This window comes from bacterium (assembly GCA_030247525.1).
In the GTDB taxonomy this organism is placed as follows: domain Bacteria; phylum Electryoneota; class JAOADG01; order JAOADG01; family JAOADG01; genus JAOTSC01.
In genome coordinates, this window is the sequence record JAOTSC010000117.1 from 1 (window position 1) to 10,700 (window position 10,700).

Annotated in this window: 12 protein-coding genes and 1 pseudogene; all 13 read left to right on the forward strand. The window is 50.0% G+C overall.

Features of this window, described 5'->3' with window-relative positions; all coding sequences use genetic code 11:
- A partial coding sequence (gene sucC, locus OEM52_10725) for a succinate--CoA ligase subunit beta (protein MDK9700607.1) occupies nucleotides 1–666 on the forward strand: 666 nt, incomplete at its 5' end.
- Nucleotides 667–681: 15 nt separating this feature from the next.
- The gene (sucD, locus tag OEM52_10730; GenBank protein MDK9700608.1) at nucleotides 682–1,551 is read left to right on the forward strand and encodes a succinate--CoA ligase subunit alpha; all 870 of its coding nucleotides are present in this window, start codon (nucleotides 682–684) and stop codon (nucleotides 1,549–1,551) included.
- Between the two features lie 100 nt (nucleotides 1,552–1,651).
- On the forward strand, nucleotides 1,652–1,921 hold the full coding sequence (locus tag OEM52_10735; protein ID MDK9700609.1) for a 4Fe-4S binding protein: 270 nt from the start codon (nucleotides 1,652–1,654) through the stop codon (nucleotides 1,919–1,921).
- A 94-nt stretch (nucleotides 1,922–2,015) separates the two neighbouring features.
- A complete protein-coding gene (locus OEM52_10740) occupies nucleotides 2,016–3,152 on the forward strand; it encodes a 2-oxoacid:acceptor oxidoreductase subunit alpha (protein ID MDK9700610.1) in 1,137 nt (378 codons plus the stop codon).
- Nucleotides 3,149–3,985, forward strand: coding sequence for a 2-oxoglutarate ferredoxin oxidoreductase subunit beta (locus OEM52_10745; GenBank protein MDK9700611.1), 837 nt, complete (start codon nucleotides 3,149–3,151; stop codon nucleotides 3,983–3,985). Before OEM52_10740 ends, OEM52_10745 begins: the two co-directional genes overlap by 4 nt.
- Before the next feature lies 1 nt (nucleotide 3,986).
- Nucleotides 3,987–4,568, forward strand: a complete 582-nt coding sequence (locus OEM52_10750) for a 2-oxoacid:acceptor oxidoreductase family protein (GenBank protein MDK9700612.1) — start codon at nucleotides 3,987–3,989, stop codon at nucleotides 4,566–4,568.
- A gap of 132 nt (nucleotides 4,569–4,700) precedes the next feature.
- Entirely contained in the window at nucleotides 4,701–5,117 is a 417-nt protein-coding gene (gene ndk, locus OEM52_10755) for a nucleoside-diphosphate kinase (GenBank protein ID MDK9700613.1), read from the forward strand.
- A 120-nt stretch (nucleotides 5,118–5,237) separates the two neighbouring features.
- Nucleotides 5,238–6,179 (forward strand): 3-hydroxyacyl-CoA dehydrogenase NAD-binding domain-containing protein, encoded by a 942-nt coding sequence (locus OEM52_10760; protein MDK9700614.1) that lies wholly within the window; start codon nucleotides 5,238–5,240, stop codon nucleotides 6,177–6,179.
- Nucleotides 6,180–6,394: 215 nt separating this feature from the next.
- Nucleotides 6,395–6,937 carry a bifunctional pyr operon transcriptional regulator/uracil phosphoribosyltransferase PyrR gene (gene pyrR / locus OEM52_10765; GenBank protein ID MDK9700615.1) on the forward strand — a complete coding sequence of 181 codons (543 nt, stop codon included), beginning with the start codon at nucleotides 6,395–6,397 and terminating at the stop codon, nucleotides 6,935–6,937.
- Between the two features lies 1 nt (nucleotide 6,938).
- Complete coding sequence (locus OEM52_10770) at nucleotides 6,939–7,892, forward strand: aspartate carbamoyltransferase catalytic subunit (protein MDK9700616.1); 954 nt, start codon at nucleotides 6,939–6,941, stop codon at nucleotides 7,890–7,892.
- A complete protein-coding gene (locus OEM52_10775) occupies nucleotides 7,885–8,097 on the forward strand; it encodes a hypothetical protein (protein MDK9700617.1) in 213 nt (70 codons plus the stop codon). Before OEM52_10770 ends, OEM52_10775 begins: the two co-directional genes overlap by 8 nt.
- Nucleotides 8,098–8,112: 15 nt before the next feature.
- Nucleotides 8,113–9,222: pseudogene (locus tag OEM52_10780) on the forward strand (dihydroorotase).
- A gap of 411 nt (nucleotides 9,223–9,633) precedes the next feature.
- The coding region (locus tag OEM52_10785) for an ABC transporter ATP-binding protein (protein ID MDK9700618.1) at nucleotides 9,634–10,700 on the forward strand (1,067 nt) is incomplete at its 3' end.

Below are 10,700 nucleotides of genomic sequence, written 5' to 3' on the forward strand. Positions count from 1 at the left end.
GGATTGAGCGGTGAACCGCATAAACAGGCAACCAAGTTCTTGTCGAAACTTTATGAGATGTACATCAAATCCGATGCTTCCCTTGCCGAAATCAACCCGTTGGCGCAACTTGCCGACGGACGAATCATTGCCCTCGATTGCAAATTGAATTTCGATGATAATGCATTAGACCGCCATCCCGAGTATGCCGCGATGCGCGACTTAACCGAAGAAGAGCCTGCTGAAGTTGAGGCATCGAAGTTTAATCTCAACTACATCAAACTTGATGGTTCGGTTGGCTGTATGGTGAACGGCGCCGGTCTTGCAATGGGTACGATGGACATCATCAAGTACTGCGGCGGCGAGCCTGCGAATTTCCTCGATGTCGGCGGTGGAGCAAACAAAGAGACCGTATCGGCAGGTTTCAAAATTATTCTAAGCGATCCCCACGTAAAAGCGATTCTTATCAATATCTTCGGCGGTATCGTCCGGTGCGACCGGGTTGCTGGAGGTGTGGTCGAAGCCGTGAAATCGGAAAACGTGAAAGTACCGGTTGTTGTACGATTGGAAGGTACCAACAGCAAGGAAGCCGGTGAGATGTTAGCGGCATCCGGTTTGAATTTCATCGTGGCAAAAGACATCAAGGATGCCGCCGAAAAAGTTGTCGCTGCGGCGAGTGGCCGGTAAGGGGGATTAGAAGATATGTCGATTTTGTTAACGAAAGATACCCGAGTCATCGTCCAAGGGTTCACCGGCAAGGAAGGGACCTTCCATGCCGAACAGATGATCGAATACGGCACCAATGTTGTTGGTGGAGTTACTCCCGGTAAAGGTGGGACAACTCACTTAGGAAAGCCGGTGTTTCATTCGGTGTATGACGCAGTTCGCAATGCCGGAGCGCAAGCGACAGTGATCTTCGTGCCGCCAGCATTTGCTCCAGACGCAATTTTGGAAGCCATCGACGCTGGGATCGAATTGATTGTCTGCATCAGCGAAGGCATACCGGTTGCCGATATGATTCATGTGAAGCATGTCTTGGATCAATCGAAATCACGACTTGTCGGACCCAACTGTCCGGGAGTGATCACCCCGGGGCAAGCGAAAATGGGCATCATGCCGGGCTTCATTCATAAACCGGGAAAAATTGGTTTAGTCAGCCGCTCCGGTACTTTAACATACGAAGCGGTACACCAGCTAACGCAAGCCGGGCTGGGTCAAAGCACCTGCGTTGGTATTGGTGGTGATCCGATTATCGGCAGTCCTTTTCTTGATATCGTGAAATTGTTCAATGCCGATCCCGATACCGAAGGCATTGTATTAATCGGCGAAATTGGTGGCAATGCCGAAGAGCAAGCTGCGGCATGGCTCAAGCAGCATTGTAAAAAACCGGTGGTAGCTTTTATCGCCGGACAAACCGCGCCACCCGGACGGCGGATGGGACACGCGGGCGCCATTATCAGTGGTGGTAAAGGAACCGCCCAAGAGAAGATGGCGGCGTTAAAAGAGGCCGGCATTCATGTCTGTCCGACACCGGCATCGATTGGTGAAACTATGAAGGAAGCGCTGGTATAAACAGCAATGACTCGTTGGTAGTAAAAGAACACTTTCATCGTTCCGATGGGCTCCCCAGTCCAAGGCACGATCAACAAATTGGAATGATTTTGGGGGTGGAATGGAAAAAGTAAAGCAATGGGTAACAACCGATGGGAACACCCGGATCACGATTGATGCGCCGCTCTGCAAAGGGTGTCTAATTTGTGCGGAAGTCTGTCCGAAAGATGTTCTCGTAATGGTGGACGCACCCGATAAATGGGAAGGTTCACTCGCCGAAGTTGTAAATATGGATGCATGCACCGCTTGTATGCTGTGTGAAATCGAATGTCCCGATTTTGCGATTCGCGTATTTTCGGTGAAAGAAAAGAAAGCTGCAGTCAAGGCTTAGTCAACGAACCGCGTTTATTCAACGGTGAAACGTCTTTCTATTGTATAGGAATGCGCATGACCGATAACAAAACGCAGAGCTTGGGGAGGGGAGCGTGCCAACTCCGGTACGGTTCTATCAAGGAAATGAAATTGTCGCTCACGCTGCAATCGCTGCGGGGTGCAAATTCTACGCCGGATATCCGATTACACCATCTTCGGAAATCGCGGCCGAAATGTCAAAATTACTACCGCTAAACGGTGGCAGTTTTATTCAAATGGAAGACGAGATTGCTGCAATGGGTGCCGTGATCGGCGGCTCGTTGGCTGGTGCGAAGTCGTTAACAGCGTCGTCCGGACCAGGAATTTCGCTGAAACAAGAGCATATCGGATTTGCTTGTATCGCGGAAGTCCCGGTAGTAATTGTGAATGTGATGCGCGGTGGACCCTCGACCGGATTGCCTACAGCACCATCGCAATCCGATATCATGCAATCCCGTTGGGGAACTCATGGCGACCATCCGATTATCGCATTGACGCCCGCGTTCCCGATGGAAATCTTTACTGAAACCGTCCGTGCCTTTAATCTATCGGAACAGTTTCGTACGCCGGTGCTGCTTTTACTCGATGAAGTGATCGGTCACTTGTCGACCGGTTTGGCGTTACCTTCCGCCGACGAGTTGGAAATCATTGACCGGATTCCGCCGTCGGTTCCACCTGATGAGTACTACCCCTACGATGTTAGTAAAGGCGATGTTCCGCCGATGGCGAATTATTTTGAAGGGTACAATTTTCACGTCACCGGACTCTCGCATGACCGAACCGGTTTTCCCTCAAACAATCCCGACTTAGTACATGAAGATCAAGTGCGGCAACATCGAAAGATCGATGCGAATATTCACAAGATCGAGAAGTGGGAAGAGTTTCAGTTAGACGATGCAGAAATCGGTATCTTTGCCTTCGGTACTTCAGGTCGTGCGGCGATGGATGCCGTTAACCGTGCTCGAGCCGAAGGAATCAAAGTAGGCCTCTTGCGACCTTTAACAATTTGGCCGTTCCCCGATCGCGCTATCAACGAAAAACTGGGTAAGATGAAAACCATTATCGTTCCCGAAATGAATCTCGGACAATCGATTTTGGAGGTTCGTCGCGTTCTCGGTCCTAAGTTTGATATCCGTGGAGTCCACAAAGTCGGTGGAGTTCCGATTCATCCCCGCGAAGTGTTAGCGGCAATCCGGGAGGCGGCAAAATGAGTTTCGATTATGGTCAATATATTCGTATGGAGAAAATGCCGTTCCTCTGGTGTCCGGGTTGCGGAATCGGTATTGTCGCAAAGGCGCTCTACAAAGCTTTTTCCGAACTCGGGTGGAAGAACGAAGATATCGCGATGGTCTCCGGCATCGGTTGTACGTCGAGGATAACCGGTTACACCAAAGCGAATACGCTGCACACAACACACGGCAGAGCGTTATCATTTGCGACCGGTATCAAAATGGTGCGTCCCGATAAACATGTCGTTTCGATGGCGGGCGACGGTGACACTTTAGCTATCGGTGGCAATCACTTCATCCATGCCTGTCGACGTAATATCGACATCACCGTTATAATTGTAAATAATCATATTTATGGCATGACCGGCGGTCAATTCTCCCCGACGACGCCACAGGGAGCCTATGCGGCGACTGCACCCTACGGAAATATCGAACCGGGATTCGATGTCGCCGAGTTGGCAAAAGCGTCGGGAGCTACTTACGTTGCCCGCTGCACTGTTGCCAATGGCGTCATGATGGAACGCTTGATCCGAAACGGGCTTGCCCATCACGGTTTCTCAGTCATCGAAGTGATTGCGAATTGTCACACCCAATTCGGACGGCGAAACCGGATGCCGGATGCGTGGCAGATGATTGACGATATCAAAGATCGCACAGTCGCGCTACAAAAAGCCGAGAAAATGTCGCCGGAAGAGTTGGTCGGAAAATTTGTTGTCGGTGAATTGTACAAAGCGAATCGACCCGAATACACCGACGAATACGAGCGGTTACGCGAACGCGCACTTGCCAAGCAAGCTGCGAAGAAGGGAGCGTAACATGAGAGACTGGACCCATTACGAAGTGAGATTTGGTGCAGTCGGCGGTCAGGGCGTTATCCTTGCCGGTGCAATTTTAGCTGATGCTGCAGTGTTCTACGAAGGACTACAAGCAGTGCAATCGCCGCAGTACACCCCGCAAGTGCGTGGTGGCGCGACGAAAGTCGACGTCATCATCGACACCAAGGAAATTATCTATCCGCAAAGTGATTTGCTCGACTTCTTTTTAAGCATGTCGCAGCGCGCATACGACCGTTACGTAATCGACACCAAACCGGAAGGAATGATTTTAATCGAGCCTTCACTGGTGAACAACTACGCGAAAGCTCCGGCGAAAGTTTATGCGATGCCGATTATTGCGTTGACGAAAAAGGAAGTCGGGAAGATGGTGATGTCCTCGGTCGTTGCGCTAGGCGCAATGGTCGCAATGTCCAAAGTCGTTGAAGAGGATTCGATCCGGAAAGCGGTTCTGAAAAATGCTCCAAAGGGTACCGAGCAGCTCAATCTCAAAGCATTGAGCATCGGTCTCGAGTGGGGCGAAAAGATGCTGAAAGAAGGACCGGTCTACGTTCCCTCGAACTAATAGAAGTGGGCTTTTCGGTCTATCTTGCAAGACAGTCTTCACAAACTGAATAGTAGTATTAAGAATCTGAGCGTTATATGAAGTCTGATTGATTCGTATAACGCTCACAATAAACAAAGGTGTTAATCAGGTATGGAACGTACGTTATGTATTATCAAACCCGACGCATTTGCGGGCAACCATGTCGGGGACATTCTCCACATTGTCGAGCGGGAGAATTTCAAGATTTTAGGGCTTCGGGCATTACAATTAACGCAAGCGCAAGCTGAAGCGTTTTACGCCGTTCATACCGAACGTCCGTTTTTCGGTTCGTTGGTGAAGTTCATGACTTCAGGTCCGGTAGTTGTTGTAGCTTTAGCGCGGGAAGAGGCGGTAACGCATTGGCGAAAAGTCATCGGCGCGACGAATCCAGCCAATGCTGAACCCGGCACAATTCGCAAGCTATTTGCATTATCGATGGAAGCGAATGCGGTACACGGCAGCGATTCGGTGGAAAACGGCATCATCGAAACCGATTTCTTTTTTAAAGATTTTGGATATTTTCAATAACTTCTCTTTCGTCGCAGGATCGATTGAAGAACAGATGTTTCCCAACCGAGACGTTGCTGTTTTTCTCGACAAATCAGTTCGCAAGATCGTTTGCGATTTCTTACTCAGGAGTAAATAGTAATGGCGGAATCACTGAAGGACATCCTGGGGGTTGTACCGGAAGTACAGACAGAAGAAGTGACACCGGGTACCTTGGGGAGGATCGGTGTAATCGGCGGCGGTTTGATGGGTCGCGGGATCGCTTGGACGGCGGCGGCAAAAGGAATCGACGTTGTATTGATCGAGCAGGACGACGAATCGCTCAAACGGAGTTTGAAAGCGTTAAGCGACGAACTCGATTTCGAGATTTCGCGCTGGGGAATGACGAATTCGGACAAACGGGCAATTCTCGCTCGCATAAAAGGAAATACCGACCTCGATGCGTTGGCGAACGAACATGTTGTCATCGAAGCAATTGTCGAGACGCTTGATGCCAAGAAATTGTTGTTTCGAAAGCTCGATGCGCTATTGCAAGGGGATGCAATAGTTGTTTCCAATACGTCGACTTTATCGCTGACGGAAATTGCTTCGGTCACACAACGCGCAGACCATTGTATCGGAATGCACTTCTTGAATCCGGTCGCAAAAATGCCGGTTGTCGAAATTGTTCGTGGTTTAAAAACCAGTCAGGAAACTTTCGCTTTCGTTCAGAAGTTTGCCCAACGATTAGGAAAGCAAGTTGTCGAAGTGTACGAGTCTCCCGGCTATGTAACCACCCGTGTCATTTTACCGATGCTCAACGAGGCGATGTACACTTTAATGGAAGGAGTTGCCTCGGCTGAAGGAATTGATACCGCACTTCGGCTTGGTTACGGTTTGAATATCGGTCCGTTGCAACTGGCCGACACCATCGGGCTCGACGAAGTATTAGTTTGGCTCGAACAATTGTTCCGCGATTTAGGCGATTTAAAGTACCGTCCCTGTCCGCTCTTGAAAAAGCTGGTGCGAGCAGGTAACTTAGGCAAGAAAACTGGACGAGGTTTCTTCGCTTACGACGAACATGGCCGCGTCCTAAGCAGTTGATTTTTGTAGCTCAGACAATCATGTCTGAGCATATCCAGTAGCTTGGACAATCTTGTCTGAGCATGTTGCGAGTGGTTGGATTCGATTGAACACAACTACTGACATCAGTCCTCTTTAATGTACTCCCGTGAGGGTACCAAGAGGCGATACGCGTTTCCGTTTTGAATGCGCATCGCCTCCGATGCGCATTTTGTTTTTATAAAAAGGAGACGGGTATGGCGGCAAACACCATTCTTGATGCCCAAGCGGTCGAACGCACAGTCCGGCGGCTCGCACACGAAGTCATCGAGAAAAATGCAAACTCGGGTGAAATTGCAATTGTTGGAATTCAAACCCGCGGCGTTCCACTGGCAAACCGATTGGCTAAACTCATCGGAGAAATCGAAGGGCGTCCAGTACCGCTCGGATACATCGACGTTACGCTGTTTCGCGACGACTATCGCACTACACTAAAAAGCGAAGTTCCACAGGGAAATTCGCTTTCTTTTTCAGTCAACGATAAAAACATTATCCTCGTCGACGATGTGTTGTTCACCGGACGGACGATTCGCGCTGCCATTGACGAGTTAATGAGCTTCGGTCGTCCGAAGCGCATTCAACTGCTGGTATTAGTCGATCGCGGCCATCGTCAGTTGCCGATTCGCGCCGATTATGTCGGGAAAAACCTTCCCACCAATGCTGACGACAAAGTAAAAGTCAAGATGTTGGAAGTCGATGGCATCGACGAAGTCGTCCTTAAGAAGCAGGAGGAGAACTAATATGGAAACGACTCCGCTTCCCACTGCAACCCCGGTCAGTCGCCATTTACTTGGCATTCGCGGGATGAGCCGACGCGATCTCTTCTTGTATCTCGACACCGCCCGCACCTTCCGCGAAGTGTTGGAACGTCCGGTTCGGAATTTGCCTACCTTGCGCGGCGTACAAGTCGTCAATTCCTTTTTTGAGAATTCGACTCGCACTCGTATCAGCTTTGAATTGGCTGAGAAGCGGTTAGGAGCTGACGTCTTGAATTTTGCCGCCGGTGGTAGCAGTGTATCAAAAGGCGAGACCCTGCTCGATACGATTCGTAATCTCGAAGCGATGAAAATCGATGCCGTCGTGATGCGCCATTCCGCCCCCGGAGCGCCATGGTTCCTCGCCGACCGGATCAACAGCGTGGTCATCAATGCCGGCGATGGCGCTCACGAACACCCCACTCAAGCGCTGCTCGACCTCTACACCTTACGGGAGAAGTTTCATGTCTTGGAAGGTTTGCGCGTAACGCTGGTCGGCGATATTTCCCATAGTCGCGTCGCTATGTCGAATCTCTTTGCCCTGCAGACCGCCGGTGCGATTCCCGCCGTTTGTGGTCCTAAGACGATGATACCGCGCGCTATTGAGGATTTGGGTATCATCGTGTATGACCGAATCGAAGAAGCGATTGAGAATAGCGATGCATTGAATATTCTACGGATCCAACACGAGCGGGCGGCGGGTGCGGCAATCCCGTCGATTCGTGAGTACCGCTTACATTACGGTGTGAACAAACGTCGTTTAGCGTTGGCGAAAAAACCGTTAACCATTATGCATCCAGGCCCCATCAACCGCGGGGTCGAAATCGATCACGATGTCGCCGATGGCGAACATAGCGTAATCTTGGAACAAGTCACCAATGGCGTCGCCGTACGGATGGCGATCCTCTTTTTACTCTGCCGGGGGATACAACATGTCTAACTTTGAATTCAGTTTACCGGGCAATTGGAAAAAAATCCCGGCGGACTCCCTGCTTCTTACGAATGCTCAAGTCGTTGATCCGTATCAATCCGATGCAACAGTGAAAAGTTCGGTGTATATCGAGCAGGGTAAAATCGCTGCAATTGGCGCTGATGCCGATGCTCGTTCTGCTGAGCATACCATTGATTTACAAGGCAAGTACTAGTCGCCCGGTTGGTTCGATTTGCACGTCCACCTCCGCAAACCGGGCTTTGAGCACAAAGAAGATGTCGAAACCGGTTTGAATGCGGCGATGGTCGGCGGTTTTACTGGAGTCGCCTGTATGCCGAATACCGATCCTGCCCTCGATAATGCCGGAATCGTGAAGTGGCTATTGGATAAGGCGGCCGGGCACCCCGTATTTCTTAGCGTCGTCGCGGCGGCAACGAAAGGACGCAAAGGAAAAGAGTTGACCGAATTAGTCGAACTTGCTCAGGTTGGCGTAAAAGCGGTATCCGACGACGGTTCGCCAGTCGTAAACAGCGGGGTCGTTCGCCGGATTATGGAGTACGGTGCTGGTTGCGGTATCAAGTTCTTTAGTCATGCCGAAGACCAAACCCTGATTGACAAAGGGGTGATGAACGAAGGGGTCTGGAGTACCACCCTCGGAATGAGTGGCATGCCCACCGTCGCGGAAGATGTGATGGTTGCCCGCGATTTACTACTGGCGGAGTATGTCAACTGTCCCGTTCATATTTGTCATCTATCTTCGAAGCGGAGTGTCGAGTTGTTGCGTGAGGCGCGCAGTCGTGGCGTGAAAGCAACCGCTGAGGCGACCCCGCACCATTTCGCGTTATCGCTTACAGATGCTGCCATCGAGTCGTTTTCCACCGATTTGAAAATGAATCCGCCCTTGCGTTCGGCACAGGATGTCTCAGCGATCCATGAAGGGTTGCGCGACGGTACAATCACTTGTATTGCCACCGATCACGCCCCCCATGCCCCGGAAGAGAAAGAAGTCGAATTCGATTACGCTCCGTTCGGAATTCTCGGATTAGAAACCTGTTTCGCAGTCGCAATCACCGAATTGGTGGAAACTGGTGTGATTACGCTTTCGCAGGCCATCGCAAAACTGACGAAGGGTCCACGCGAAGTTTTGGACTTACCATCGAATAGTATTCAGGTCAGCAATATCGCCGATTTAACGATTTTCGATCCGGGTCTTAGCTGGTCAGTCGATAAATTCGCAGTACAAAGCCGGAGCCGGAATACACCGTTCCATGGGAAGACATTAACTGGAAAACCGTTGGGTATTGTGAGTAAAGGCACATTATACCTATCAAACACATAATGCAAACTGGGTAGGATCTTTATTTGTCAATCTCCGCAAGCGTGGTTATAACTACTCGTTGTTGTTGTGGTTGATACTCATCGACCCGGTGCTGGCATTCATAGCACGCGTTTACAGAACAAAGCGAACGTTTACTACAAGAGTGATTTGACTAACGCTCGTGATGCCTGTCAGCGTGGATATCTGTCCACGCTCCGTAATACTTGTTACGGGCGAACTTTGAGTTCGCCCTTGTCTTTGCGAGGTAGGCTGACCGTAACCTTTTTTATCCGTAGTGACGTGGCAATATCATTACCAAAAAGTGGTTTTTACTTGGGTTAACCACACCCTCCCGAATTGTTAATCAAACAATCCTGTCTGAGAAAAACAATCGAATGATAAAACAGCAACATTACGAGAATTCGAAACCGTATGTCTAAGCTAAAATCACCAAATGCCATTGACTGGTCGCTGCTCAAGCGACTGCTCCCATTCGCCAAACCTTACAAATGGGGGTTTGCAATGGGCGTATTCTGTATGCTCACAGGTACGGCATTGGAGTTAGTAGGCCCATTGCTCACCCGGAAAGCCATCGACGAGGCGATTCCTAATCGCGATTTTGCTCAATTGAAATGGTTAGTCATCGGTTACTTTGTTTTTACATCCATCGGTTATTTACTGCGGTATGCCGAAGGACAAATCTCTGGCGGGTACGGACAACGCATCGTGTGGGATATTCGCAAAAAAGTCTTTACCCACTTCCAAAATCACTCATTGGCGTTTTTCGACCGCAATCCCGTAGGGAAACTCATGACCCGGGTAACTTCCGATGTTGCGGCGATGGCGGAGCTATTTCACGCTGGGCTGGTCGGTCTGGCTGGCGATATCCTGCTATTGGTCGGCATCCTCATCGTCTTGTTTTTCGTCGATTGGCGGTTAGCACTCGTTACGCTTACGATTGGACCGGTCCTAATTGCGTCGTCGCTCGTATTTCGTAAACATGTCCGCGAATCGATGCGGCGAATGCGCACTGAAATCACGAACACAAATACTTACCTACAGGAATCGGTTACCGGCAGCAAAGTGGTCAAGCTTTTTCGCCGAGAAAAGGTGAATGCCAAGCAATTCAGTGTCATATCGACTGATCTGAAAAAAGCCCAACTCCAAACGATTTTCTTTTTCGCAGTATTCTTTCCCATCGTCGATATATTAGCCACTGCGGCGATTGCCGGAACCCTTTTAACTGGTGGTTACCGTATCCTTTACGGCGGGCTCTCCATCGGTTCGCTCGTTGCCTTTTTGCAATACGGTGAACGGTTTTTTCGCCCGATTCGCGATTTAACTGAAAAATTTAACACCTTACTTTCAGCGATTACTGGTGCTGAGCGTGTCTTCGGTGTTTTGGACGAACCGCTCGACATTGTCTCCCCTGCCAATCCTCAACCGGTAACTCGACTCTCCGGCGCAATTGAATTTGAGCGGGTTTCCTTTGCTTATGT